Source organism: Enterobacter sp. LU1 (genome assembly GCF_008271405.2).
GTDB classification, from domain to species: Bacteria; Pseudomonadota; Gammaproteobacteria; order Enterobacterales; family Enterobacteriaceae; genus Enterobacter; species Enterobacter hormaechei_C.
The window spans coordinates 3,816,275-3,842,158 of sequence record NZ_CP043438.2 but is presented as its reverse complement, the minus strand read 5'-3'; the positions used below and the strand labels follow the sequence as shown (position 1 = coordinate 3,842,158).

The window sequence follows — 25,884 nt, the reverse complement described above, 5'->3', positions numbered from 1 at the left end:
TCATCCTTAAAAGCGTAAAGTCGCATCTAACGTGACGGAGAGATTGCTCTCGCGTTTGCCGTCGTAAGGGCGCTTATCCCAGTTCAGCATCACGCCAGTATCGACAACGTTGTTCCACTGGATGCGTTGCCCGTAACCCAGCAGGGTAACGGCACTCGCGGACTGATTTTTCTGCCAGTAGCTGCCCCCTCCTGCCACGAACTGCTGGCTCCAGAGGGTGTCGTAGTGGCGGTACATCTCATGGTCAACGGACAGGGCAGCCGTCACGGACAGATCCCGTGCCGGGTTGTAATAGAGCGTATTCCGCAGGCTGTTTTTACTGGCGGCGATCCCCGGTTCGAGATCCAGCGTCAGGGTCGGGGTCTGCCAGAGACGCTCTTTCCCAGAGAGGGTGTATTCCTGACGGCGGTTGTGGTCTGAGAAGCGGCTGACGGCGGCGTTGAACTGGTATTCACGTCGCTCGTTTTGATACCAGCGCACCCCACCTTCACCCCGGTTGGCGCTGATCCCATTGCGTAATGCCCGTAAGGGTGTGGCGCGTGACAAGCGTTCGAGATTACCGCTGACCTGCCAGTTATCACTCAGGCTGTAGGTTGTTGAGAGCCGTGCGCCCGGCCTGTTTGTACCGTGATAGCGGTTGCTGGAGAGCTCGGCTTCGAGCGTGAGGTCACGGGGGCGCCACTCAACGCCGCCCAGCAGGTGGCGGCTGATGCCTTTACCTTCGTCGAAATTCCCTTGGGCATAGCGGGCGCCGGCAAACAGCCGCCAGTTATCCGCCACGGGCGGGCCATAGAGCGTGGCGTCCCAGTTCATGTCGTGGCTACCGCTGACGGGGTTATCTGAGTGCAATCCTTTACCCGCGTTCAGACGCAGCTCAGACATATGGTGGACCGCTCTGAGTCTGTCCAGGCGACGGGCGCTGCGATCGGCGGGGGCGAGAGCAATTACGTCATCAGCCAGTAAATCCATCTGGCGCCACTCCTGAAGGTCCATTGCGACGTAAGCCTGCTGTTTTTCAAGCTCCAGATTCGCGGGTTCAAGCGCCTCTGCTCGTTTAAGCTTTTGCTCGGCCGCGCGCGGCAGGCCTCTGGCCTGAAGCAGGGCGGCATAATCAATCTGTAACCCCTGATTTCCCGGCGCCGTTGATGCCAGACGATACGACAGCTTTTCGGCCTCCGGCAGGGCGTTGGTCGCCAGCAAATAGTTAAGTTTGAGAGACTGTCCGGTGAGCCACCGATCGTTCGGCTGAGCGGTCGGGGATCCGAAATCGTAGCGGGTCCAGGGAACGCTGCGGGTCTCGCGCTCAACGTAGCGGCGGGCGGTCTGATACTGCCCCGTATCCAGCCAGGCGTAGAAAAGCGCATGCACCTCATCCTGCGGATCGGAGGCGTAGTGTGGATAGCGTTGCACAAGCGAGAAGGCGGCGACGGCATTTTTCTCCTGCAAATATGCAGAGATCACCCAGCCGATGGCCCAGTCCGGCACCGGATGCTGTGCGGCCGTCAGCGACTCGTATTCGCTAATGACCTGCCGGTAATCACCCTTCGCATACAGCGCGCCAAGCCGATCGATACGGGCAAGGATGACGTCTTCAGCCGCCTGCGGTTCGTTTTGCCAGCGGGAAAGCAGGGTGTGATAGCGATCTAACGCGTTTTGTGCCAGCCGCAGGCGCTCTTTCTCCGTTCTGCCAGGCACATCCGCCAGGCGTACCCTTTCAGCCGCGGCGTTACGCTCAAGGCGGCGGCGCTCCGCGGGAGACATCGCCGCGCTTTGCGACAGCCAGAGTGCAGGCGTGCTTACCCGGTTTTCCGTTAACGCATCGATCGTCTCGCGAAGAAGGGCATTATTCCCGGGAGCGGCGTTCAGTGCGCGCATGTCCGCCAGCAGCCGGTCCCCGTTTTTTCCCTGGCGCATCCAGACATAGGAGAGCGTCTCAAGGTGCGCGGGAGAAGGATCGTCCTTAACCAGCTGCCGGGCTTCCGAAAGCGCGAGGCGATCTCTGCGGGCATCGGCCAGGGTCTTAACATAGCCGATGCGGTAATCGTCGTTATCCGGCGCAAGGCTGAGCGCCTCTTTCCACAGCGATAAGGCGGATGGCCAGGCTTTTTGGTTTCTTCTGGACCGGGCGACGGCAGCGATGGCGCGAGCGGGCAGCGGCATATAAATACCATAACGCTGCCAGACCCGGATAACCTCATCATCGCGTCCTGCCCAGGAGGCTACCTGTAACCAGTCCGCAACCTGTCCGGGTGTTAAAGCATGCTGTTGCTCATAGCGCTGTAGGTAATCAAGAAACAGCGCGTAATTACCGTTACGTGCCTGTTGTATCTGATGCTCATAAACGGATTCATCAGCCTGAACCAGAACAGGAAAGAGTAAAAGCAGGAGCAATAATATTGTGGTGCGATAAAAGAATAACGTAGTGAAGCTAAGCGATCTTTCCATATCTATTTGCCATTTGTTTATCGTGAATCCATTGCATAACACGGCCGCCTTTTAACTCTGTGTTAAAGGGCATAAAGGAGAACATTAAATCTGAATGATGCTACGTTATGGGGTACTTACTTAAAGGTAATTATGAGCCCTCATCTCAGTGGTCTGATTGGGCTTAATGTACACCCGATATGTTGGGGGATAAATAAGTTGAAAAGCGGCTGGGAGGTTTTGAGATAATTCTGGAAGAAGTAAGTTTTTTAGATAATTCAGTGCAGGATTGTTCTTTTTAACTGATTGATGTTAAATGTTTTTTCTTTTGCTGCTTCCTGTTTTTTTATATTAGAAATGAAGTTCTGCTGAGTTAATTAAAGTACTTTCTGGTGCATGTTTGGGAAGTTTCATGACAAAAATTCTTAATGTTCAGAGAAGTGACTTTTCTGAAATTCTTTTTTATTTATAATTAACGCCAGGCATTGAGTGATAGTCTACAAAAAGTCTAGCTCACCAATGTCATATTGAGGGATGATCAAAGCCAGAAAACATTTGCCGTTAATGTAAAACGCTATAAACGAAAGCGTTCTTGTTTCTTAAGAGGCGGGCTTGCTTTAATCTAAAAGGGATGGTTAGTGGCGACTTCAATAGTGTTAGTGACTCAGGATTGTTTCCTTGTCAGGGGGATGCGGCTATTTTTCCCGGATATAATTTGCCTCAGTTCGATAGACAGAAACATATTTGATACCGACGCAAATGAATATACTGTACTGATTGATAGCCGTACGCCGCTCCGTTTATATGATTACCTGATACGCCATCCGGCCAGAACGAGAAAAACGGTCTGCTGCGTTATGCTGGATATGCGTCCTCGAGAGGAGGATCTTCTCAGTATGAAGCTGTTTATGAACACGTCGCTTACGGCTCCGGATATGGCGTCGTTATTCAATCTGGTGCTTGATATGAAAGGCAGGCGTCTGACAACCAAATGGCTGCTTAACTTACGGCTGAGTCGACACGAAGCGATAATGATCAGGTTGCTGAAGGCAGGGAGGTCAATGGAAGAGATTGCAGATAAGCTGAATATGTCGGTTAAAAGCCTCTATCGCAAGCGAACGGTGCTGTCGGAGCGGTTAGGGGCAGGGAACTTCAACGAGGCGTGTTTGTTTATCTTTAAAAACAAACTGCTGGACGTGGTTGGGAACGATCCCTAGCTTTGTCAGAAGCCAAAAGCAGAAACCCGCCACGAGGGCGGGTTCTTTTAATGGAAATAATTCAGAACGACCAGCGCAGATTGGCGTTAACAGAGTTGACGCGGGTATCCGCACCATATTGTCCCTGGTAACCCACATCCAGCGTCGCAGCACGCGACAGCTGTACGCTCACGCCGATATCACCGACCATCACATCCTCATCCACGGCCTGTCCCTGAGTAATGAACGCGTCGCTGCCCGCAAACGCCATGCGCGAAGAGGTATTCTTATCGCCATAGGCGTGCTGCCAGCCCAACGAACCGTAGAGGTTAACGTGCTTCGGCAACTCGGTCACACCGCGCAACCCGAGTGTCGTATAGAAGGTGTTCATCGTTTCGTTACGGACGCTCAGCGCAGCGGCACCGCCGTCTTCCCTGAAGCTGTCGGTATGCAGCCGGATGTACGATAAATTGACGAACGGCTCAATATTCCTGTCTGGCTGGCCGAAACGGTAGCCCGCTTCGGTGAACGCCAGCAGGGAGTTCGCGTCGTAATCTGATTTCAGCCGATCCGAGAAGCCGCTGAAATCAACATTGCGCTCGCCTTCGATCTTGTGCCAGGTGTAACCCAGCGCGCCGCGAAGGGAGAACGCATCCTGTTGACCCGCCGCATACAGACCAAGGTGATAGTTGTCGGTATCCGTTGAGGAGCGACGGCTGTCGACGTCATAATCACCCCGGCTGTAGCCGAAGTAGCCGCCGACACGCACGTTATGGTCCGCCAGTTTGCGATCTGCCCCCAGCAGGAAGCCGGTGGTGTTGCCGTCCAGCTTGCCCACGTTACCGTCGCCGCTGTTTCGGCTCCAGGAGCTGAAGGTCTGGCCCCAGACGCCATTGTTTTGCGGCTCCGGCTGCTGCACCAGCGACATGGCTAACGGTGGTATCGGCAGGCTGTCGTTATCAAACGCGCGCTGCATCCGCTGGTTTAACACGTTAAACACCTGCGTGCTGCCAGCGATCAGGTTGGACTGCATTGACGGATAAACTTCACCAGAAAGCTGGTTGAACGCCTCGCGCGCTTCCGGTGCGCTCAGCAGAAGCAGCGAGTTATACAGCGCCAGCGACGGGCCGCTTTGCGTCAGCGTGGAGAGCGCGCCTGCGGTATTCCACTGGTTGCTGCTTTGGGCCACGGTCTGGAAAATGCCCGGCTTGCCGCTGCCCGGGTTTTCACCGCCAGGATTCTCACCGCCCGGGTTTTCACCACCAGGATTTTCGCCTCCGGGGTTTTCACCGCCAGGATTCTCACCGCCAGGGTTTTCGCCTCCGGGGTTTTCTCCTCCGGGGTTTTCTCCTCCAGGATTCTCGCCACCGGTCTCTTTCTGCGCGATGGTCAGATCGACGGCGTTGGTGCTTTGCTTAAGCGCCACGTCGAGGAATGCGGATTTGGAGATCGCTCCGGCGAACTCACCGTCGATTCCCCCGTCGGAGGTCAAAATGCGGTAGCTTTGGCCCGTTTTATAGCTGGTTTGCGGATCCAGCGCGGTGACCTGTACCTTAGCCTGATTGCTGATGGTGGTTTTGCCCGATACCAGTAGCTGGTCGCTGCGGCCATCTGCTGCGATATCGACGTCATAGAAGGATTCGCCGATAAAGTTCAGATAGCGTTTCAGCGTCAACGTACCGATATTGCCGTCGCCGGGCGAGATATGTCCGCCGGACAGGATCTCGGTCTGGCCCAGCGTCCCGTTGCCGCCCAGCGTGCCGCCGGACTTGATTGACGCGGCGCTGCTATAACCCACCCCGTTGCTGACGTCTGAACCCGCCGTCGCGTTGAGGATCAACGTGCCGCCGTTCTCCGCGCTAAGGGTCTGGACGTCAAAGATATCGTCTTCTGGCTGGGTATTAATATTGCTGGCAATGATGACTTTACCGCCCCGCGCGGTTACGTTCGCCTTGAGTGCGGAAAGATCGCCGTTCAGCGTCGTCTGCCCGGAGGTGTTGATCACATCACCTTCACCGCTCATCGTGTTGCTGAAGAGGTAATTTCCGTCGGTATGGTTGAAGTAGACATAGCTGCCGAACAGTCCGCCACGAAGGCTGATTGCCGTCTTCGCATCGAGGGTACCTGCGCCGCCCGCCGTGCCAAGCGTTGGCTCAGTTAAACCCGTGCCGGTGTCCATATTGCCGCGGCTGCCGATGATGAGCGCACCCCGGTTCGAGCCGGAACCCGATGTCCCCACGATCAGCGCATTGCTGCCAGCGGAAAATGAACCGCCGTCAATCACAGACAGCACGCCATTGCCGTAATCGCCCACGCTCACGCTGCTGCCGCTGGTAAAGCGCGAGTCCTTGCCCGCAATAACCAGTTCGGCAGTTTTCCCTGCGCCGGAGACGCCCGCCACCTGCACGCCGCCAACGTTAACCGTTCCGCCGTTCAGCACATCCAGGTCGCCATATAGCGTCAACGTACGGCCAACGTTCCACTGTGACCCGCTCCCCGTGACGGTGGCTTTCGGGCTCAGCGTGTCGGTTTCACCCGGCCCGGTACCGTTGCCGATGCGCGCATCGTAAGCGGTGCTGAGCGACGCGCCGTCTTCAATCGCAAGCGTGGAGCGTGCGCCCAGATCGGTGCCTACGCTAAGAAAATTACTGGTCACACGAGAGCCGGCACCCGTGGCGATTAGGTGGCTGTCGTAGCCGCGGGTGGTGCCGACAACGATCTCCTTCGCGCTCGCAAGCGCGCCCTCTTCGACTCGCAGGGTGCCGAGGCCAAGATTCAGGTCGCCGCGCAGGACGTACCGATCGTTCACCGCGTTAAGCTCAGCGTCTGGCCCACGGACCGTGACCACGCTTTCATAAATTTGGCCGTCGAACAGCCGACCGATATTGATGTTATAGGCGGTGATTTTGCCATTATCGATCAGCAGGTTTCCGCGTTGGTTACGTCCAACATAAACATCTCCGGTGTAACCCAGCGTTTCGGTAATACGCGACTCGCCATCAAAAAAGGCATCGGCTGCACGCGCGACATCGGCAGGTAAAAAAAGTAACAGCGGCGCGGAAAATAGAGCGAGGTAAAGTCTGGAAAGCGGTGTCTTAACCGCTAAAGAATGTGATGTAGAGTTATTCACGGGCTATCTCCGTACTCATTAGCATGATGTCAGGAACATCGTTTTTATATGAAAACTCAGATACGTCAGATAACGTAAAAGGCGTTATTTATGTACGCCTTTTAATGCGGTGCTAATTATTTATGTGTGACAACTGGTGTACAGGTTGGCGCGCTCAGCGTCGGTGCAGATCCTAAAATTCCCGGCATCATCATCGATGAACAATCGAAAATACGCCCTTTTTCTGTCGTGGCGCGATAAGAGAGTTTTTGTCCTCCCAGTGCGTCCGGCTGGGCGCCATTAACGTTGGATACGGTTATTTCATCCGATGAGCCCAGTCCCAGCATTTTAGCGGTCTCCGCCTGTAGGAGTGGAATAGCCTGATCGGTTTTCAACGTGGAACAACCGGCTAGCATCAACGTAACGGTTAAAACGATTAGTGGTTTTTTCATAAATTATCCTTGATATCCAACCAGTTAATTTCACTGATTGTATTTATGTTTTCTTTTACCCAAATCAGCGAATAATATATTTCTCTTTCCTAATCGAAAAAACCCTCCTAAAGTAGGGTGGGTAGATAATAATTCATCTGTACTCTAAGATATGCGAAGGTAAAAGGAGGCTCCTTTGGGACAGAATTATGCGTTAGTCGTTGATGACCATCCATTGGTAGCAAGCGGCATCGCCAATTTTCTGATTACACATTGCCAGTTTAAGCAGGCGTGTGTGGTGACGAATGAGGATGATTGCTACCGCCAAATTAGGGATCATGGCCCGCCACGTTTGCTCGTAATCGATTTTTGGCTCTCTTCCGGAACGGCCCTGAAATTACTCAAAGAAGTAAAGCAACTTTACCCACAGGTACGACTCCTGGTGGTCAGCGGGGATGACAATAATGATATCTGGCGCAAAGTTAATGCCGCCGGGGGACACGGTTTTGTATTGAAAAGCGAGCCACCTGAGATGTTCTCGCGGGCCGTTTTCGCACTCACTGATAATCAGACATGGTTTCCTGAGGGAAACGAAATTTCCGTTAAGACGAATAATGAGAAGTTAAGTAAATTTAACTTAACGCCGCGACAAATAGACGTGTTAAATATGATTATGCGCGGCCTGCCAAATAAACGCATCGCCGCCCAGCTTTCAATTTCTGAGCCCACGGTCAAAGAACACATCAGCAATATATTGAAAAAGATAGGCGTTAACAGCCGGGTCGAAGCCATCACGCTTCTGCATGGCAAGCAGGAACCGTCGGAATGAGGTTTTTTCAGAGCTTACAAAATGATGGTATCTCTCCTCCGGCGCAGATCCGTTTGCTAAACAACACCTTTCTGCGGCTGGTATTCAGCTTTAGTGCGGTACCCTTTGTTGGTATTCCTTTCGCCATCTGGATTTATATGCTTGGGGATGAACTCGGCCCGACGATTATCTGGATAATTATTTATCTGCTATGTGCCGTGGCGATACGAATATTGCACCGACGCTATCAGCGTGAAGCGAAAGAAAACGGTGAAAGGGACGTTCTGCGACGCTGGCTTCCGCGTATTAATAATATTGCCTTTATTCACGGGCTGGGAATTTCATCACTCTATTTAATTACGCCACAGACGCAGAATTTTGACTTTTTCCTGTTACTTAATATCAGCATTGCCGCCATCGTCGCCGCCAATGCGACGCATCTGACGCCTGTCATCAGTACCTTTACGCGTTTTTTCTTCGCCTCCTGGGGGGTGCTGAACCTCGGTATTATCTGGCGGCTGGATGAGTTGATGTTCATCGTGCTCATGCTGAATCTGCTTTACGGCTTCGCGATTTACCGCCATGCGTTAACTTCCCATGCGTTCTTTATTCAGCAAGCGCTGCTTGAGGAAAAAAGCTCACGCCTTGCGGAACAGTTTCGTCAGGCCAAAGAGGACGCGGAGCAGGCACTGCTGGATAAAAATCAGTTTCTGACCACCGCCAGTCACGATCTGCGCCAGCCCGTACACGCAATGGGCTTTCTGATCGAAGCCATCCTCCACCGAAACCGGGACGACAGCCTGACGCCGCAACTCCTTGACCTTCAGCAGAGCGTTCGCTCGGTGCATTTAATGCTCAATTCTCTGCTCGATCTGAGCAAAATAGAATCCGGGAATGTCCTCTCTGCCCCGACCAAAGTGGATATCGGTGCTCTGCTCGACTCGGTCATCACGCTGTTTCGTGAAGAGGCCAACAGCCGCGCGCTTAGGCTGTGCATCCGGCGGCCTAAACGCCGTATCGACGTGATGGGCGATCCACTGCTGGTGCGACAGTCCCTGATTAACCTGATTCAAAACGCCCTTCGCTACACGCTCCAGGGCGGGGTGCTGGTCGCCATCCGACCGCGCGGTGACGAGTGTATGGTGGAGGTGTGGGACACGGGAGTCGGTATCGCCGATGAAGAGAAGGGCAAAATCTTCTCACCTTACTACCGCCCCGAGCTGGCATGGAAGATCGACAGCGCCGGACACGGGCTGGGGCTGGCCGTCGTTGCCCGTTGTGCCAAGCTCATGAAGGTAAAATACGGGATGCAATCCATTGAAGGTAAAGGCTCACGCTTCTGGATGCGCTTTATCCAATATGCTGGCGAAGATAGCGTGCTGGACACCCCGCCCGCCGCTGACAACACCGCCACGCCGGTACGCTATGCGCCGCTGCACGGTTCCTGCCTGGTCGTCGATGACGACCCGCTGGTGACGTCTGCCTGGGAGAGCCTGATGAGCGTCTGGGGAATCGACGTACGCTGTGCGGCCTCCGCTGAAGAAGCGTTTGCCATCATCGACGACGGCTTTACGCCGTTCGCCGTGCTGTGCGACCAGCGCCTGCGATCGGGTGAAAGCGGCTTCGACATCCTGAAAGCGCTTTTTGACCGTCTGCCGGATATGAGCGGCGCGATAGTCAGCGGCGAATTTAATTCACCGGTTCTGCTGGAGGCGGAGCAGGAGGGTTACCTGGTGCTTCGCAAGCCTCTTGAGCCGGCTAAACTGCATGCGCTGCTGACGCAGTGGTCGGGGTGTCATTAAGGGAATGCAGAAGTGTCGATTCTGGCGGGTTCAGAATGCAAAAACGGACCTCCGTGGAGGTCCGTTAATATGAAATTTGGTGCCCGGACTCGGCGTAGTCCTTTGAGCTAATGAACTGTTTTAAATACTAAAACTATCTTTGGCTATTTTCAAGACCACCAGGCAGACCACCACGAAACTATCCCTTACAGCATTGCCAGCATTGCAGGCAATTAACATTATTTGCCAGCTATTTTGTACGTCGTCAGATGTGGGTTTGGTTCCTGCCACTATCTGATAGCGAAGGGATAAAAGTTGTTGAACCAGCCTCTTGTACACAACATCAATCAGGAAAGGCTCACGGAATTAAGCGCTCTGAGGGACTTGCGTGCGGTACTCCTGTCTGGTGGTTTTGATTTTCTGGAACCCACAACATACAGACTTAACCAGATTTAATTCGCCATGTTAACGAATCACGTAAATCGTTGCGCATCATAAATACACCACCCCGGCAAATGCAGCAGAACATCTACGGTAAGGGTGTCAGATACAGGTGTTTCCATCAACGCTCGCAGGAGCGCCGGATGAGGGGTTTAAATCCCTTTGCTGTAACGTCAGGTCGCCAGGAAAGAAAATCGCTGGATAGCCCGGTACAAACCAGGTATGAATGAGCGATGTCGTTTGTCCATAAATAATACCACCCAGCAGGTTTGTGGCAGAAAACATCATTACAATCAGTCAGGAAACTTCCGGGGCAGCCTATAACCTTTCGTTAATCGGACATATTCAATTTTTTCCAGGGCTGTGGATATTTTTGCAAAAAGTATCTGCGATAGACAACAGACTGGAAGTCAGAACGCTCATCCCCCGTATATCTCTTCCTTAAAAAAGCCGTTCACTCCACAGACTGTAAGCGCTGGTGCCTGCGATACAGTGTTCCCAGTTAATGCTTTCATAGCTAAACGAGATTTACTCTTCTGGCTGCCCTCCACTGTCGGTAATGGTATGGGGAACGTTCAGACTGATATTCGATATTCGGGCATTAGTCAGTTTGAGCTTGTAGTACAGTTCATTTATGCCAAAACGGTTGGTACGGTAAAAAGTAAAAACACAGGTCAGACACTCATTATCCGAAATCGCCTTACCCAGCAGAGGCGAGGATTTATCCACGGGTTTAATGATGGTCAGCATCTGATGATTGACGTTTTGATCGCGGCTCAGACCGTGGCTTAGCGTACTGGTTTTGTCCTTCTGCTCTTCCAGTACGCTGTTTTCCGGTGCAAAGTCGCGTCCCAGCCGGGACAGCAGACGGTAATCCAGTTCGTTCGTTGCTATTTCCCGTTCCTTGTCTTCCAGCTTGCCCGAAAGCGTCAGGGCGTGGGTGTTATCCCGCAGCGCCGTCAGCGCCCGCTGGAATGGCTGATCGCCGCTGATGATTTGCTCCAGCGCATCCGTCAGTTCCGGCAGGGCTTCATAATCGCGAACGTTGAGGTTATCCATTCCGGCGCGCCAGGTGGCGGTGTAGTCGCTGATATACTGCTCGGTGATATGGCGCTGGATTTCATCCCTGTCGGCGTCGCTGTATGCGACACTCTGCGTCAGGTTCAGCACCCACGAATCCAGCGCGGTCAGCTCGACCAGACTGTTACGTTGTTTCACGAAATAGCTTTGCAGTCCGTAGCGGGTCAGGAATTGCGGGATCACCAGTTTGTCATCATCACCGGAGACAAAGACCTTATCAAAGTTAGGGCCAATATGGTCACGTAAATTCAGGTCGGCAGGCAGCACGCCCATGGCTCTGGTACGAAGCGTCTGGTAGACGCGCTGGTATATTGGCAGTTTGCTCAGTTCACGCTGTGCGGCAGCAACCGGCTTGTCATAGGGTGCCCAGCGGCTGATGGCGTCACTGTCACCTGCCGCCCGCTCTGCGTGCCAGTCGGTATGTGCCAGCGCATAGTCCAGGTGGGACATCAGCTGTGTCTGAATATCGCGCTGGCCGTGGAATTCATCGCTCCAGCGCTTCGCCATGTACTGTTTTACCAGTTCATTATTGCGCCCGCTTTTATCCTCCATCATGCGCATAACCCGCAGGACGGCGAGCTTTTCCTCGCTCTCCGGCTGTGCGTTATTCAGATCGCGGATTAGACCGTTAAGCAGGGAAGGCAGATAACGCTGCTCCAGCAAATGAATATAGGTCTGCTCCACATACGGTCCCACGCGGGCACCCTGATACAGCCCCATATCCGCCAGAAAATTATGGTCGCGGTAGTCACCGTAGGCGAGGGTGGCGTCGCGTACCGGGTTAAGCAGCGGCAGTTGCAGGTTGCCATATTCATCAGTACCCTGCGGCGGCGGCACATTCATAAAGGCTTTGGCCTGCGCGAGTACATCAACGCCGGACTGCCAGTTTTTGTTGTAATAGTGATGCCAGCCGCCTGCCAGCAGAATAACAGCTGCGGCACCACAGACGGAGGCTGTTACAAGGCTGCGCCGTGAACTGCCCAGCCAGACGCTGCTTTCATCGGCCAGATTCGGCTCGGCCAGCAGCACCTCCGGGAACAGGCGGCGGGTGAAATAAGGCATGGTTTCCACTAGCGGCCAGGAGGCCAGCGAACTGCTGCCCAGGCCGTACTGGCGGGCGGCGGACTGGGTAAAAATATCATCCACCTGGCCGCGTTGTAGCGAGGAGGTGAGGTACACGCCGCGCAGCATCACGTCCATATTTTCGCCGTCCAGCAGGGCGGTGAGTAAGGATGCAACAATATCTCCCGTTCCCTGCATCTGGCGGGTAAAGCTGAACAGTGCGCTTCGCTGTGCGGCATTCCCCTGCGCCAGCATCAGATCCGCCAGCGCCAGGTTCATCTGCTGTCCCCACGTCTGCCAAAAGGCGTCCAGTTCACTGCGCCAGTCGTCGCTTTCATGGGCATTCCGGGTGAACGTCACGCCAAGGATCGTTTCACGATCTTTTTTGTCCTGCGCATGAAACAGCGCCGCAAACCCGGTCAGCAGATCCAGCCGGGTCAGCACCACATATACCGGCAGGCGGCAGTGCAAACACTGGCGAATCTCCTGTAGCTGCTGGCGCAGACTTTGTAGCAGGGATTGGCAGCCAGCAGAAACGCGGTATTGCCCCACAAATAATCATCGTGGCGCTGGCTGACATCTTCATTATAACGGAACGATTTTACCAGGTTTTCATCGGTCGAGTAGGGATGGCGCAGCAGGAACCGGGGCGCGGTCAGTCCCAGATAACGGGAATCTTCAGACTCCCGTAGGGCACGCCAGCGGGAGTAAGCCGGGCCTTCGAAAATGGCCCCGGGCTCCTTGACGCCAGGTAATTCCGTCCACGAATCCAGCCCGAAAAATTCGGACGATATTGACGACAGGAAAGGTGAATGGGACATGGCGGACACCTGGCTGAGATATTTCAGCAACTTCATATCCCGCGTGGTATTTTTAAACGCAAAATTACCAATTACCGCCGCCACTGGCTCGCCGCCAAACTGACCATAACCGCTTGAATAAACATGCTTATAATAAGCGGACTGGGTGATATCCGCCGCGAAATCGAAGTCGTCAAGTAACTCTTCCTGGGTGGCGTTCAAAAAATGAATTTTGATGTTTTCACGAGTATCAGCCCGTTCAACCAGCAGCTTCAGGGAACGCAACAGCGATTCCACTTCCTGAAACTCTGGAGTATGGATAATCGCGTCCATCTGCCTGCCGGTACGCGCATCAATATCGGCAATCATGGCATCCACGGCCAGAATATTGACGGGTTCCTCGTTACTGTCGTTCTGTAGCATGGCGGCAATAAAAGCCCCCACGCCCTGGCGGGTAATATCGTAGCTTTCTGATGCAGGCTGGACACGGGTCTGCGCCATAATTTCATCAAGCAGTGACGGCGCTGCGGCAGTCTGTGGCGCGCTGGCGGCGGTAATATCTTCCTGTACTGACATACTGAAAATCCTTCTGCAAAAAATTATTTCTTAGCGGCGATGCCCAGTTCCTGGATCAACTGCTCGCGCGTTTCTTCGTTTTCCAGCAGCGCCTGGATTTGCTGGCGGAAGGCGGGAAGGTTCCCCATTGGTGACTTAAGGGCGACCAGCGCTTCGCGCAGCTCCAGCAGTTTTTTTATCTCCGGAACCTGGCGGGCGATGCTGTCCGGGGAAAGATCGCTCATAGACTTAATTTTCAGGTTGATATGCAGACTTTCATCAGGCACATCACTGAGTTCAGCCGGAACCGAAAATTCCCGCTCGATACCCGCTTCCGCAATTACGGCATCGAGGTTGTGTCGGTTAACAGAAACGGCGGTACGTTCATCCAGCGGGGTTTCATCCGGCGCACCTTTCAAATTGCCGGTAATCAAAAGGTTAAGGGGCAGTTCAATATCTGTTGGCACTCCGTCAATTTTTGGAGTGTATTTTATTGAAATTCGTTCTTTCGGCGCGACACTGCCATCATTTTTGTTTCTCATAAGAAATAATCCATTGATTAATTGCCCAGGCCATGAATGCGGCATGATCCATTCAGGAAGAATACCAGGGACGCTGCTTTAATGGCGATGAAAGATAATTTTTGCTTGTGCAGTTTAGATCGCATTTTACGCGCATGAAAAGTTTTTAAAAGCACTTTTTTAGGTCGCGAAAGAAGGGTATTCTTCAGGGTGTTAATAAGTGTGAGTAAATGGCGGTTTTCTTTAAATCCATTTAAAGCAATAAGTTATGAACTCATTTTGTTGAATCATTCATTGTATTTTAAATATTTATGGATTATGTATAACTACAGCAAATAACAAAATAAACATGCATTATTTTTATCAATTATTGATTTTTATAGGTTTCGAGAATGCTTGTTTAATGAGTGATATTGAAGGGGTTATTAATGAGTATAATATTATTCATGATTCAGCCTTTTCAATTTTAAGTTGTTAGAAAATGCAAGCGTTGATGGGTTGCTTATGGTTGTTTGAATGTGTTTTTTTATAGGGATTCTGTTCGGGATTGTTATGCGTTAAATAATTATCTGTGTATTTTTAATACAGCTCGGGCGAATTGTATTTTCAGCAGTCCGTATATGGAAAAAATGCGGTTTCTGGAGTGAGCCGTATTACTTCTTCTGTCTGTAAGTTTTAACCGCAGGCAGTCATCGTAGTTAGTGTAATTAATCAACAAGGAGTTAATAAAATGCCAACACCGTGTTACATCTCCATTACTGGCCAGACTCAGGGGAATATCACTGCCGGTGCATTTACTGCTGATTCTGTCGGCAACATCTATGTGCAGGGCCATGAAGACGAAATGCTGGTGCAGGAATAGGGTAGTAGGCATTTACCATTATGTTGGCAGCAGTGGACGCTCAGCATGTTCTGCCGAAGGAAGCCACAGTGCCGATTACAGATGGATCGAAGCGGTGATGGATATGAAGAGGCCGGACAGTACGATTTTCAGAAGCTGGGTTTTCAGCCGCTGGAGGAAACCGCAGCGGCGACATGATGTACCGCCCTTTTACCGGGAACTGATGGACGCTATGGACAGCAACCATGACGGAAAGGTGACGGTGGAGGGCAGGCAGGAGCAGAGCACGACGGGGGCCATATAAGCCTGGTGAAGGGGGACCTTCGGTCCACTCACTATGTACTGTAGATAATTTAATAGATTATTTATGGAAGATGTTTATTTAACAGAAGATGCGTTTTAGGATAAAAAGGCAATACTATGAAAGTTCCATTACTGAAGTTCCCCACTATGATATTTAAAACCAAACATCTTATGGATGATGAATCGGCTGAGGATATGAAATATGGTGATTTAACAGAACAGCAATTGCGCAATGATTATCATCTGGAGCAGGTATCAGATACCATTGATCCCTGGCGGAATCAATTTTTTATACCTGGAGTAACACAATTTCCTCAACCTCTTTCTGATGCTGAAGTCGTCAGTAATTTGTTCAGCGATTTCAGACTGGAGAGTGCGAAACTTACATTCATGGGGTATCGCAGTGTATTCCTTGCAATGGTTGATCATCTACAGAACAGAACTTCGGGAGTCTTTACAAGTAAAGATCTGGATCTGGCTGCTAAAGAACAAATTGAGAATGATAAATCAGTAAACAGTACCTATCTGTCAATAAAGAGTGTACTGGATCAAAATATTGATTTTGATGCTGGCGGATATCCTGAATCCCATAGGTCAAAATTGACAAGCGGTATTAAAAATAAAGTGTTGCCTAAGTTTGACAGGAACCAGGATAAAATAAATGGGCTGGGATTATCTGTCCACGATATGTATGCTACCCACATTACGTTAACATCGCTGAAGGTGGTTAAGAATACCTACGAAGCAACCATACATTACAGGATGCAGGATCACTTTGGTCTTGACAGTAATGATATCACTCATTGGCTTTATAGCCATTGGGATGTCTTTAAAATTTGGTTTGTACTTCAACATTATGAGAAAGAGAACTATGCTTTTAAACCATTTATTACAGAGATAAATGCTACCGTAAAAATATCAGGTATTAGAGGGTATTATTCCTGACAGTACATATACTGCTTGTGAGATATTTTTTTAATATAATTAGTCCAATATTCTGCATGAGGAATGTGATTGTGTCATGGATAATAACTAAAAAATCCATTCATATTGTGACTGCCGTCATATTATTTATTATATACTTATGGGCAGGTAGGCCAGTAGAGATCGTGGACATCCATTACGATCCGGGTGAACAACTTAACATTCTCGCCAGACACTTCCCTATTACAGACAGAGGGAAACTGAATTGGTGGAGAGAAAATGAAAGAAAAATACTGGAAAAATACAATCTCCCTGAAAATGATTTTTCTGTATATATATGGAATTTTGGTGATGGTTATCAAAAATTATCACCTTATGATGCTGAGGATGAATTTTATTGTTTCCCTGATATAAAATCAGAATCAAAATGTATAAAAAAAGATATATATATGTCCGTTGACTCAGGTGGTAATTATTATCGGATGTTTTTATTTTCTGGCTCTGGTTATTTTTACCAGCCTAAAAAAGATAATGATATGCTTATCAGACAGAATTAAATGTCCAGCTAATCATAAGTTAATTGCTTGGTGATATGATTGGTTTTGTGATTCTTCTTTTTATGGTTTATATATGGCGTGTTTCACAAAGCCATCAATTCTGCTCGTAAGATGAAACTGGTTTGTATGCATTGAGATGATGTTTCTTTGTTGGAAAAATTAGATTTTTCCTGATGTGGGTGTCATGTTATTTTATTAATTTAAAAGGAAGGTGGTTGTGATAATAAATCCTATTGAGCTTGTTTATAAATCATTAACCGGTATAGTTATCCCTTATATGCCGGAACCAGAAAAAGTTCAGGGGAAATGCTCATGCTGTGAACGTTCGGCTGAAGCGTTTGATTATTACGGCTACAGATTGCTTAACAGCTATAAACAACCCGTTATGCACTGCCCGCAATGCCAGACCTTTTTTGTCTCTGCGCCTGATATTTTAGGTCTTGAACCCTCTAAAAAAATATCAAGTCAGCGGTTTGGCCCGGAACCATCATACCGACTGGAATTATGAAGTTTTAGAATTTCTGGAAACAGACGTTCTCCCGCGTTCGTGCGGGTTATCGATACGTATGCAGATTCGCAAGTTGGGTGCAGGCAACTTTACCGCGTTCGCATTCGCGCTCGTCTGCGGCGTGGCCACTGGCGCGGTTTCTGTTCAGGGAAAAAAGTTAAGCCGGATACGAGAAAATATTCATACCGCTGCCTGCCACCGCAAATCACCGGCGGCAGATATTCCTGAACGACACAGTCCGTATCCGTCAGATTTTATTGCTGTACCGATTGACCAGATCCTCAACCACCATTTTGCAGGTTTTCTTTTTCAGATCTGCAATTTGCTGTTCTGTCATATCTTTTTTATTGTCTGTTTTTCCGGTCAACGGAACAGCCATCAATTCTGTATTAGCCGGTGAGTACGTTGCCCACTCCCCGGTCGCAACATCCACCAGAGCAAACCGGATCAGATAGCGCAGCGATGAGCCGGAAACATTCCCGCCTGTATACTTTTTCCAGACCACCTCTTTTATGGCCGCATTATATTTCCCGGCTTCAAGTTCGCTCCAGTAAACCACAATGTTTTTTTGCCTTCCTTTTGCACCGATGTATCGCAGCGCCTGCATATAATTGGCATTGATCACGCCGTTTTTGCTGTCTGAAAAATTTTCCGTGTCGCTGTCTGTTTCCTTTGCAGGCGTTGCTGGTTTAACCGCCCTTTTTTTCCTGGCGACAGGAATACCGGAGAAAGTGGAAACCCGGTAATATCGCTGCATTTCTTTCTGCATGATAACATCAGGTGCACGTGATCCCGATTCCACCAGAATGATGGCAGAATTTTGCGGGATCTCAAACCCATTCGAGGCTTCCTCCACCGCATTCTCAATATCTTCTTCCGTAATATCCAGCGTCAGCTCATCACCAAAAACATCCCGGTCAGTAAGCTGTGATGCGGGAGTGGAAATCGCATCCATGCGTGGTGTAGCAGCTCCGGTTTTCCTGCCATCAATAGATGATAATTTTGTACATCCGGCCAGTAAAAGGATACAAATTATACCGGGCAGTGGCTTCATATTCATCAGTGAGTCCCTATCTTCATATTATATAGTATCGAAACTACCAAATTGGACAGTCATTATACCGTTATTTTCCTGCAATATTAAAAAATAAATTCAATCACCCCATGAATGATTTAGTTGGTAATATAGTTACAATAAATAAAACAGTATAATCAAACCAGACAAACTTTTGGGTAATGATTTATAAAGACCACTCGCAGGCTAAAATATATGATAATGAAGATTATTTATGACGTGTTCAAATCAACGTCATTATTTTAAATTCTGGCCTGCATAAAATTTATTAAGTCATGAAATATCTTTCTCGAAGGTAATTAAATAGCAGCAACTTTTCCAGGAATACATATAACAAGCACATTAAGTAAGCACGGAAAGCTATATAACACGAAATAACCAGGGATCTGGATTATCAGATATTGAGATATTTTCACAGCTAATGGAGAATGTTGATATGTACCCCATCCTTCGTGACACCCAAAATACATCAATGCCGCAGCGCATATCAACGGACTGGCGGACGAGGAAGAGGCGTTCAGGCGTCAGCATGTTTAAGCGCCTGGAGAACGTCAGCAAGTTGTGTGGGAAGGCAGTCGATACGGCAGTCGCCGGGAGATGGAGGGTGACAGGGTTATCAGTCGGTGGGATGGCAGATGATGGCTGAATGCAGGCAGGCAGTAGTACCGGGTACTCAGTGACAGATACGCCGTCATCCGGCAGGCTCAGGCTGCCTAATGCCGCCGCGCATAAATATACGGGTCAATGTATCTCTCGCGGTTCACGTCCAGATAATCCGACCACCACTGCATCATCTCCATACGCGCCTCCAGATGCTCCGCCTTATGCTCGTACGCCGTTGCGCTCCTTGCGGTTCATCTGACGCTCAATGGCATCCTTTGACCACGCGGACTCGTTCAGGGCGCTACAGGCCACTGTTCTGAAACCGTGACCGCAAGCCTCGGTTTTGGTGTCGTAGCCAATTACCCACAGCGCTTTTTTGATGGTGTTTTCACTCATCAGCTTGTTCATGGAACGCGCCACGCGATGAAAATCTCACTCCCTTAACCGCTTCCCGCTGTGCAGGCACCGTCCAGATACGGGCTTCAGATTGAACTCATCCCAGCGGGCGAGACGTAGCTCACTGGAGCGCAAAAAGACGTGCAGATTCAGCTCTAGCGCCAGACGGGTCAGTTCCCGCCTTACGGGGCAGGGAAGGGCAAACACCGGATACCAACAGCTTACGCGCCGCATCGCGCTTTTCTCGGGCTTCTGCCAGCGTAACCTGCGGATAGGGTCCGAAGGCCAGACGGTTTTCCTTACCTTCAAAACGACAGCGGAAATACCACAGCTTAGAGCCGCTGGCGGATACCGTCAGGTACAGACCTTGTGCATCGGTGAGTTTATAAGACTTTTCGAGGGTTTCGCAGCGCGGATTTACTGTTAGTCAACATGAGGGTCTCTCCGTTCATCGAACTGAATGAACCCTCAATCTGACCCACAATTTTCCGGATACACAGGGATAAACCAAAACGGATCAGGAAAGATTTTACGCTAACTCATTGAATCACAAACACATGGGGATTTATAAGGAAGCATAAAAAAGGAAAGGTGGTGCCCGGACTCGGAATCGAACCAAGGACACGGGGATTTTCAATCCCCTGCTCTACCGACTGAGCTATCCGGGCAACGGGGCGCATTAAACCCGATCCTCCCTCCGGCGTCAACGAAATTTGTTGCTTTCGGTGCAGACTGCACACTCTCTCACCATTTCGTCGCAAACTTAAGCGAAAAAGCGCGTCCAGAGCGCGGAAAGCGGCATCGCGAGCAGCAGGGCAGGGAGCATGTTCACCACTGCAAACATCTTAATGCCACAGATGCGCAGCCCTGTCGCCAGCAGCAACAGGCCGCCGACGGCGGTAAAGTCTGCCATCATCGCTGGCGTTGTCAGCGGCAGGATCAGCGTGGCGCAGGTGGCCAGCGCCAGCTGAATAAGCAACATCGGCACACAAATCGCGGCGACGGCGATGCCGAGGGTGGTGGCAAAAATGGTGGCAGTAAAGAAATCCAGAAACGCTTTCGCAATCAATATGCTGGGATCGCCGGTCATCCCTTCCTGCATCGAACCGAATATCCCCGTGCCGCTGGCGCAGAACAGAATAATGATCGCAACGTAGTTCTGAATAAACGACTCGTGCGTGCCGTGCTTTGCCTTGCCTGGTCGGGCAATCAGATTTTTGGCTTTGCCTACCGCGTGATTAATACCTTTTTCCAGATAGCAAAACTCGCCGATGAGCGCGCCGAGCAGCGTCGCCAGTACCATCACCGGCAGGTTGGCGCATTTCACCACTAAAAGGATACCAATCCCTAACGACGCCAGGCCAAAAATAGAAGGCATGGAGACGCGAATACGCTCCGGCAGGCGCTGACTTAATACTGCCCCAAGTACACCGCCCAGCAATACGGCTCCCGCATTGATAAAGGGTCCAATTACCACGTTTAACTCCTGTTATTTAAGCACTGGTATTGCATGATTATGGCACGTTCGTCCCTGATTACGCTTAGCTTTGGGAGGCGTAACGCATACTGATTCCTTCTTGCACCTGAAAATAAAAGGTGACATGATTGCGCGAATTTTCTCCTTCCTGTCTCGCCGTTCGGTGAGGGTATTTGCGCCTATGAAAACCATGAAAATTGCCGTCAGCCGTGAGCTGGTATCCAAAGTTTCTACGCATCGCGAAAAAGTTATGCTGGATAACACTGATTTCACCGATGTGGCGGCAGTCGTCATTACGGTTGTTGAAAGCTACAGCGGCATTCTCGCATTGCTGAAGCGTACGGGCTTTCAGTTACCGGTATTTTTGTTCTCAACAGAGCCAGGAGAGGTGCCAGAGGGTGTCACGGCGATCATCTCGGGTAAAGCACAGGAATTGCTGGAACTGGAATCTGCCGCCTGCCGGTATGAAGAGAACCTGCTGCCACCCTTTTTTGACACCCTGAGCCAGTATGTGGCGATGGGAAACAGCACCTTTGCCTGTCCGGGTCACCAGCACGGTGCCTTTTTCAAAAAACACCCGGCGGGGCGGCAGTTCTATGATTTCTTCGGTGAGAACGTTTTTCGCGCCGACATGTGCAACGCCGACGTTAAGCTGGGCGATCTGCTGATCCACGAAGGCTCCGCCAAGCACGCGCAAAAGTTCGCGGCGAAAGTATTCAACGCGGACAAAACCTACTTCGTGCTGAACGGCACGTCGGCGGCCAACAAGGTGGTGACCAACGCGCTGCTGACCCGCGGCGACCTGGTACTGTTCGACCGCAACAACCACAAGTCCAACCATCATGGGGCGCTGATCCAGGCCGGGGCAACGCCTGTCTATCTTGAGGCAGCCCGTAATCCGTTTGGTTTTATCGGCGGGATTGATGAGCACTGCTTTGATGAGGCCTGGCTGCGGGAACTGATCCGTGACGTCGCGCCGCAGAAAGCCGCCGAGGCGCGCCCGTTCCGTCTGGCGATCATTCAGCTCGGCACCTACGATGGCACGATCTACAACGCCCGTCAGGTGATCGACAAGATCGGTCACCTTTGCGACTACATCCTCTTTGACTCCGCCTGGGTCGGCTACGAGCAATTTATCCCGATGATGGCGGAAACGTCTCCGCTTCTGCTGGAACTGAACGAGAACGATCCGGGAATTTTCGTGACCCAGTCGGTCCACAAGCAGCAGGCCGGGTTCTCGCAAACGTCGCAGATCCATAAAAAGGATAACCATATTCGCGGTCAGTCGCGCTTCTGCCCGCACAAGCGGTTGAACAATGCGTTCATGCTGCATGCCTCCACCAGCCCGTTTTACCCGCTGTTTGCTGCGCTGGACGTGAACGCCAAGATCCACGAGGGCGAGAGCGGACGCAGGCTGTGGGCGGAGTGCGTCGAGCTGGGCATTGAAGCACGCAAGGCCATCATCGCCAACTGCAATATGATCAAACCGTTTATCCCGCCGGTGGTGGCGGGGCGGCCATGGCAGGATCACCCCACACAGGCTATCGCCAGCGAGCGTCGCTTCTTTAGTTTTGATCCGGGTGCAAAATGGCACGGTTTTGAAGGCTATGCCCGCGAGCAGTATTTCGTCGATCCGTGCAAGCTGCTGCTGACCACGCCGGGCATTGATGCTGAAACAGGTCACTATACCGATTTCGGCATTCCGGCGACCATTCTCGCCCACTACCTGCGCGAAAACGGCATTGTGCCGGAGAAGTGCGATCTCAACTCCATCCTGTTCCTGCTGACGCCAGCCGAGAGCGCGGAGAAGCTAATGCAGCTCGTGGCAATGCTGGGGCAGTTTGAACAGCATATTGAAGACGACACACCGCTCGCGGATGTGCTTCCGACTATCTATCAGAAATACCCGGTGCGTTACCGCGACTACACGATCCGTCAGCTGTGCCAGGAGATGCACGATCTCTACGTCAGCTTTAACGTGAAGGATTTACAGAAGGCGATGTTCCGTCAGGAGAGCCTGCCTGCCGTGGTGATGAACCCGCAGGATGCCAACCAGGAGTACATTCGCGGGAACGTCGAACTGGTGCGTATTCGTGATGCCGAAGGACGCATTGCCGCCGAAGGTGCGCTGCCATACCCGCCGGGCGTGCTGTGTGTGGTGCCCGGGGAAGTCTGGGGTGGAGCAGTACAGCGCTATTTCCTGGCGCTGGAAGAGGGCATTAATATGCTGCCGGGTTTCTCGCCAGAGTTGCAGGGCGTTTACAGCGAGAAAGATGCGGACGGGATTAAGCGGCTGTATGGATACGTATTGAATGTCTGAACGTAGGCCGGGTAAGCGTTAGCGCCACCCGGCGAGTGCCCGGCGGCGCAAGCTTACCGGGCCTACAATACTGCGTCAGGCTTCTGCGCGGCGGTACATCCTTCTCGGATGCCCAATCTTCCCGTACAGCATCTCCACCGTCAGAAAACCCACCTCCACGCAGTGTTCCAGATAGCGCCGGGTGGTGGTTTTACTCAGGCCCGTCTCGCTCACCACCTCATCCACCGTAAAACAGTGCGCCGCCTTGTTGTTAAACAGCATTTGCACCCGCGCCAGCGTGTTCTCCTCTATCCCTTTGCTGCCGTTGTCCAGGCGATAGTTTTTCGCCTGCAATTGATAGAGTGAATCTACGTTCTGCTGGTCGACGATCTTCCAGACGCGCTGCTGTTCGGCAAACTGCACAAAACGTTCCAGCGACTGGCTCAGGCGCTTCCAGGAAACCGGCTTGAGGATGTAGTCGAACGCGCCGTTACGAATTGCCTGGCTACAGGTGTCCATATCGCTGGCGGCGGTGATGAAAATCACCGAGCAGTTGGCGCGGGTGAGCATCGGGTTGCTGATAAGGGTGATGCCTTTGCCGTCCGGCAGGTAGTTATCCAACAGCATCAGCTTCGGCTGTTTGCTCTCCAGTTGTACCTGCGCGTCGGCCAGCGACGCGGCAATCCCCACCAGCCTCAGGCGCGGATGTTTACCGATAAGCTCCGCGTGCAGTTGCGCCAGTTCGTTCTCGTCTTCAACAATCAGTACGTCGATAAGTTCATGTTGCATAGTCGGTATCTTCCAGTTCCTGTACGGGGTGCCGGGCCGTTCCCGTGGCGGGAATAAACAGTGAGAAAATGGCACCGCGTGGGGTGTTATCGGCAACTTCAATTGCACCGCCAGCCTGTGTGACATAGCTTTCAATCAGATACAGGCCAATACCATGATCGCCGCGCGTTTTGGTGGTGATGCCGCGCTCAAAGATCCGGTCGCGGATCTCCGGTGTGATGCCGACGCCCTGGTCGGCGACTTCAATAATCAGTTCCTGCTCGTTCAGCTTTATCAGCACGTCCACCGGGGCATGCGGGAGCGGTGCACGCTGGGTCGCTTCAATGGCGTTATCCAGCAAGTTCCCGATGATCGAGATAAGTTCCGATTCGAGCAGCGGCAGGAACGGTTTATCCACCCGGCAGGCCGGGTCGAAACTCAGCTCAACGCCTTTTTCACGCGCGCGGGCGGCCTTTCCAAGCAGCAAACCACACAGCGTCGGAGAGCTAAAGCGGGACGAGATAAAGTCCAGCAGCTCCTGAGCGTGTTCCGACTGCGCCTGTATGTAGCGAATCGCTTCGTCATAACGGCCCATATGCAGCAGGCCGGACAGCGTAGTCATGCGGTTCAGCTGTTCATGGCGCATGATGCGCAGGTTATCAACGTAGCGCTTCACCTGGCTGAGCTGGGCGCTGAGCGAGTCGATCTCGTTGCGATCGCGAAAGGTGATCACCCAGCCCTGCAACGCATCTTCCAGCATGATCCGCACCCGGCTGGCAATAACTGTGAGATCGTTAAAGCGACAGATCTCATCGTGGGTGTCTTTCGCAAGCATGGTTTGCGCGTTGAAGAACGGAACGGGCGCGATCACCTGGCTGATGAGCTGACCCCGCAGTTCGCGGGCGGGCTGGCGTAAGCCTAATAATTTACGCGCCGCCTGGTTAATCACCTCAATGCGAAGATCGTCGTCGATGGCAATCACCCCTTCATAAATGGATTCCATCATCGCCTTTTGCTGGCGCACCAGCAGGCCGATTTCGCGCGGCTCCAGAGAGAATATCTGCTTCTTGATGCTGCGGGTGAAGAACCAGGAGAAAATAAACAGGGCGATAAGCAGCAGCACGGCGGCAATCAGGATATTAACCACCTTGTTGACGGTGATGGTGTCCAGATAGCTCGTGAGATAGCCTACCGAAACAATCCCCACCACCTGCCCGGCATCATTAAAAATGGGCGCTTTGCTGCGCAGCGAAATGCCTAACCCGCCCTTGCGGATGGTGATGGTGCTTTTGCCGTGTAATACCTCGTCGTTATCTCCGCCAACCAGCGTTTTGCCTACCCGGTCGGCAAACACGGAGTGGAAAAGATGCAGCCCCTTATTGTCACCAATCACAATAAAACTGGCGTCGCTGCGGGCGGCTATTTTCTGCATAAAGTCATGGATACCCAGGATATCCTTTTGTTCGACTTCTTTTCGCAGGGTAGGAATAAGCGCAATTTCTTCGGCCTGTATTTTTGCGCGCGCGCTCATTTCCTGATAAAGCTGCCTGCCGACATCGACATAATAATATCCGCCCAGTAATGTGAACAGCACTGAGAAAAAGGCGACCAGCGAAATAAACAGCTTGATCTGAAACGATACTTTCATAACTATCACGCGAGATATCAACAGGTCGGCTGAATATATCATCTTTTAAGGCCAGGATGCCCGCTTTGCCGAAAACTTGTGATCCCTTGCACAGCGCAGCCTGTAAAAGATTTTTCCGAAAGTCTCATCCTCTTAAGGTTAAATGAATAAATGTTATTTCTTTGTTCAGTTAAGAAAAGAAACCATAAAAACCACGGCAATAAATAAGGCGTAAATCACATTAAATAAAAGAAACCATTAAAACCATAGCGTCCATTAAAACTTCGCTTTTAATATG

Annotated in this window: 16 protein-coding genes, 1 tRNA gene and 4 pseudogenes; 8 read left to right on the top strand and 13 right to left on the bottom strand. The window is 51.4% G+C overall.

Features of this window, described 5'->3' with window-relative positions; genetic code table 11:
* Positions 1–6: 6 nt before the first annotated feature.
* Positions 7–2,445: a poly-beta-1,6 N-acetyl-D-glucosamine export porin PgaA gene (pgaA, locus tag FZF21_RS18365; protein WP_149121182.1), complete on the bottom strand. Its 2,439-nt coding sequence runs from the start codon at positions 2,443–2,445 to the stop codon at positions 7–9.
* 668 nt (positions 2,446–3,113) lie between these two features.
* Here pgaA and FZF21_RS18360 point away from each other — a divergent pair.
* The gene (locus FZF21_RS18360; protein ID WP_045327529.1) at positions 3,114–3,641 is read left to right on the top strand and encodes a LuxR C-terminal-related transcriptional regulator; all 528 of its coding nucleotides are present in this window, start codon (positions 3,114–3,116) and stop codon (positions 3,639–3,641) included.
* Positions 3,642–3,702: 61 nt separating this feature from the next.
* Here the strand turns inward: FZF21_RS18360 and FZF21_RS18355 are convergent, their stop codons facing one another.
* Positions 3,703–6,750 (bottom strand): autotransporter outer membrane beta-barrel domain-containing protein, encoded by a 3,048-nt coding sequence (locus tag FZF21_RS18355; protein ID WP_149121183.1) that lies wholly within the window; start codon positions 6,748–6,750, stop codon positions 3,703–3,705.
* A 116-nt stretch (positions 6,751–6,866) separates the two neighbouring features.
* Entirely contained in the window at positions 6,867–7,181 is a 315-nt protein-coding gene (locus FZF21_RS18350) for a lipoprotein (RefSeq protein ID WP_017382737.1), read from the bottom strand.
* Positions 7,182–7,356: 175 nt separating this feature from the next.
* Here FZF21_RS18350 and FZF21_RS18345 point away from each other — a divergent pair, with 175 nt between their 5' ends.
* Positions 7,357–7,989 carry a response regulator transcription factor gene (locus FZF21_RS18345; RefSeq protein WP_017692678.1) on the top strand — a complete coding sequence of 211 codons (633 nt, stop codon included), beginning with the start codon at positions 7,357–7,359 and terminating at the stop codon, positions 7,987–7,989.
* Complete coding sequence (locus FZF21_RS18340) at positions 7,986–9,770, top strand: hybrid sensor histidine kinase/response regulator (protein WP_063931820.1); 1,785 nt, start codon at positions 7,986–7,988, stop codon at positions 9,768–9,770. Before FZF21_RS18345 ends, FZF21_RS18340 begins: the two co-directional genes overlap by 4 nt.
* A 948-nt stretch (positions 9,771–10,718) precedes the next feature.
* Here the strand turns inward: FZF21_RS18340 and tssD are convergent.
* The 4 genes and pseudogenes from tssD to tssB all read right to left on the bottom strand — a co-directional run bounded on the left by tssD (position 10,719) and on the right by tssB (position 14,229).
* Positions 10,719–10,940 carry a type VI secretion system tube protein TssD gene (tssD, locus tag FZF21_RS22265; protein ID WP_244323634.1) on the bottom strand — a complete coding sequence of 74 codons (222 nt, stop codon included), beginning with the start codon at positions 10,938–10,940 and terminating at the stop codon, positions 10,719–10,721.
* Between the two features lie 39 nt (positions 10,941–10,979).
* Positions 10,980–12,854 (bottom strand): annotated as a pseudogene (gene tssM, locus FZF21_RS18335) (type VI secretion system membrane subunit TssM); the annotation flags it as partial.
* Positions 12,851–13,708 (bottom strand): annotated as a pseudogene (gene tssC, locus FZF21_RS18330) (type VI secretion system contractile sheath large subunit); the annotation flags it as partial. The pseudogenes tssM and tssC, both read right to left, overlap by 4 nt.
* Positions 13,709–13,731: 23 nt before the next feature.
* On the bottom strand, positions 13,732–14,229 hold the full coding sequence (gene tssB, locus FZF21_RS18325; RefSeq protein ID WP_045349727.1) for a type VI secretion system contractile sheath small subunit: 498 nt from the start codon (positions 14,227–14,229) through the stop codon (positions 13,732–13,734).
* A gap of 709 nt (positions 14,230–14,938) precedes the next feature.
* Between tssB and FZF21_RS18320 the strand changes: the two are divergent.
* From FZF21_RS18320 to FZF21_RS18305, 4 genes and pseudogenes are all read left to right on the top strand, one after another.
* Positions 14,939–15,067, top strand: a pseudogene (locus tag FZF21_RS18320) (type VI secretion system tube protein Hcp); the annotation flags it as partial.
* A 402-nt stretch (positions 15,068–15,469) separates the two neighbouring features.
* The gene (locus FZF21_RS18315; protein ID WP_047738284.1) at positions 15,470–16,297 is read left to right on the top strand and encodes a DUF3289 family protein; all 828 of its coding nucleotides are present in this window, start codon (positions 15,470–15,472) and stop codon (positions 16,295–16,297) included.
* 71 nt (positions 16,298–16,368) lie between these two features.
* A complete protein-coding gene (locus tag FZF21_RS18310; protein WP_080347220.1) occupies positions 16,369–16,833 on the top strand; it encodes a DUF943 family protein in 465 nt (154 codons plus the stop codon).
* Between the two features lie 217 nt (positions 16,834–17,050).
* On the top strand, positions 17,051–17,341 hold the full coding sequence (locus FZF21_RS18305; protein ID WP_126513985.1) for a hypothetical protein: 291 nt from the start codon (positions 17,051–17,053) through the stop codon (positions 17,339–17,341).
* Between the two features lie 247 nt (positions 17,342–17,588).
* Here FZF21_RS18305 and FZF21_RS18300 read toward each other — a convergent pair whose 3' ends face one another.
* The 4 genes and pseudogenes from FZF21_RS18300 to FZF21_RS18285 all read right to left on the bottom strand — a co-directional run bounded on the left by FZF21_RS18300 (position 17,589) and on the right by FZF21_RS18285 (position 20,892).
* The gene (locus FZF21_RS18300; RefSeq protein WP_047738286.1) at positions 17,589–18,401 is read right to left on the bottom strand and encodes a hypothetical protein; all 813 of its coding nucleotides are present in this window, start codon (positions 18,399–18,401) and stop codon (positions 17,589–17,591) included.
* Between the two features lie 728 nt (positions 18,402–19,129).
* Positions 19,130–19,849 (bottom strand): annotated as a pseudogene (locus tag FZF21_RS18295) (integrase family protein).
* A 158-nt stretch (positions 19,850–20,007) separates the two neighbouring features.
* Positions 20,008–20,083, bottom strand: a tRNA-Phe gene (locus FZF21_RS18290).
* Positions 20,084–20,178: 95 nt separating this feature from the next.
* Positions 20,179–20,892: a DUF554 domain-containing protein gene (locus tag FZF21_RS18285; RefSeq protein ID WP_017692680.1), complete on the bottom strand. Its 714-nt coding sequence runs from the start codon at positions 20,890–20,892 to the stop codon at positions 20,179–20,181.
* 181 nt (positions 20,893–21,073) lie between these two features.
* On the opposite strand from FZF21_RS18285, the gene FZF21_RS18280 reads away from it, so the two are divergent.
* A complete protein-coding gene (locus FZF21_RS18280; RefSeq protein WP_047738501.1) occupies positions 21,074–23,212 on the top strand; it encodes an ornithine decarboxylase in 2,139 nt (712 codons plus the stop codon).
* A gap of 75 nt (positions 23,213–23,287) precedes the next feature.
* On the opposite strand, the gene FZF21_RS18275 is transcribed toward FZF21_RS18280, so the two are convergent.
* Positions 23,288–23,980: a response regulator gene (locus FZF21_RS18275; RefSeq protein ID WP_015571854.1), complete on the bottom strand. Its 693-nt coding sequence runs from the start codon at positions 23,978–23,980 to the stop codon at positions 23,288–23,290.
* Positions 23,970–25,607: a sensor histidine kinase gene (locus FZF21_RS18270; protein WP_047738292.1), complete on the bottom strand. Its 1,638-nt coding sequence runs from the start codon at positions 25,605–25,607 to the stop codon at positions 23,970–23,972. The genes FZF21_RS18275 and FZF21_RS18270 overlap by 11 nt, the downstream gene beginning before the upstream one ends.
* Positions 25,608–25,884 lie beyond the last annotated feature (277 nt).

Bases quoted from the DNA above. Each gene is read 5' to 3' on its own strand.
- FZF21_RS18360 (WP_045327529.1), top strand. From the start codon at position 3,114: ATGCGGCTATTTTTCCCGGATATAATTTGCCTCAGTTCGATAGACAGA.
- pgaA (WP_149121182.1), bottom strand. From the start codon at position 2,445: ATGGAAAGATCGCTTAGCTTCACTACGTTATTCTTTTATCGCACCACA.
- FZF21_RS18280 (WP_047738501.1), top strand. From the start codon at position 21,074: ATGAAAACCATGAAAATTGCCGTCAGCCGTGAGCTGGTATCCAAAGTT.
- tssD (WP_244323634.1), bottom strand. From the start codon at position 10,940: ATGCTGACCATCATTAAACCCGTGGATAAATCCTCGCCTCTGCTGGGT.
- FZF21_RS18350 (WP_017382737.1), bottom strand. From the start codon at position 7,181: ATGAAAAAACCACTAATCGTTTTAACCGTTACGTTGATGCTAGCCGGT.
- FZF21_RS18275 (WP_015571854.1), bottom strand. From the start codon at position 23,980: ATGCAACATGAACTTATCGACGTACTGATTGTTGAAGACGAGAACGAA.
- tssB (WP_045349727.1), bottom strand. From the start codon at position 14,229: ATGAGAAACAAAAATGATGGCAGTGTCGCGCCGAAAGAACGAATTTCA.
- FZF21_RS18270 (WP_047738292.1), bottom strand. From the start codon at position 25,607: ATGAAAGTATCGTTTCAGATCAAGCTGTTTATTTCGCTGGTCGCCTTT.
- FZF21_RS18315 (WP_047738284.1), top strand. From the start codon at position 15,470: ATGAAAGTTCCATTACTGAAGTTCCCCACTATGATATTTAAAACCAAA.
- FZF21_RS18300 (WP_047738286.1), bottom strand. From the start codon at position 18,401: ATGAATATGAAGCCACTGCCCGGTATAATTTGTATCCTTTTACTGGCC.
- FZF21_RS18340 (WP_063931820.1), top strand. From the start codon at position 7,986: ATGAGGTTTTTTCAGAGCTTACAAAATGATGGTATCTCTCCTCCGGCG.